General features: G+C 70.1%; 1 protein-coding gene. It reads right to left on the bottom strand.

Annotated elements, in window-relative coordinates; translation table 11 throughout:
• The coding region (locus AC6UDF_RS07220) for a BapA/Bap/LapF family prefix-like domain-containing protein (protein ID WP_500724196.1) at nucleotides 1-271 on the bottom strand (271 nt) is incomplete at both ends.

The raw sequence follows: 271 nt of genomic DNA, 5'->3' as shown, positions 1-271 counted from the left end.
ACACCAGCAGGTCGATAGGCGTGGCCGGTGCGGCGGTGTCGGGGTCGGAACCGCCGCTGCTGCCACCGCCGCCGTTGTTTGCCGCTGCCGCTGCGCCGCCCACGCCGAGCAGGCTGAGCCCGGCAATCGCCCAGGTCGGCATGGCACTGCCGGCGGTGCCGATACCCGCCACCAGTTCGTCCAGCGAGGCCACGTCTTCGAAGGTAAAGCCGGTGAACGCTGCCGCATCGTACTGGGCATGCCACAGGGTGCCGTCTTCGCCGACGAAGAC

This window comes from Fructilactobacillus sp. X2R6C1, assembly GCF_059901295.1.
The sequence above is the reverse complement of the archived record's forward strand: the minus strand, read 5'-3'. Positions and strand labels throughout refer to the sequence as shown.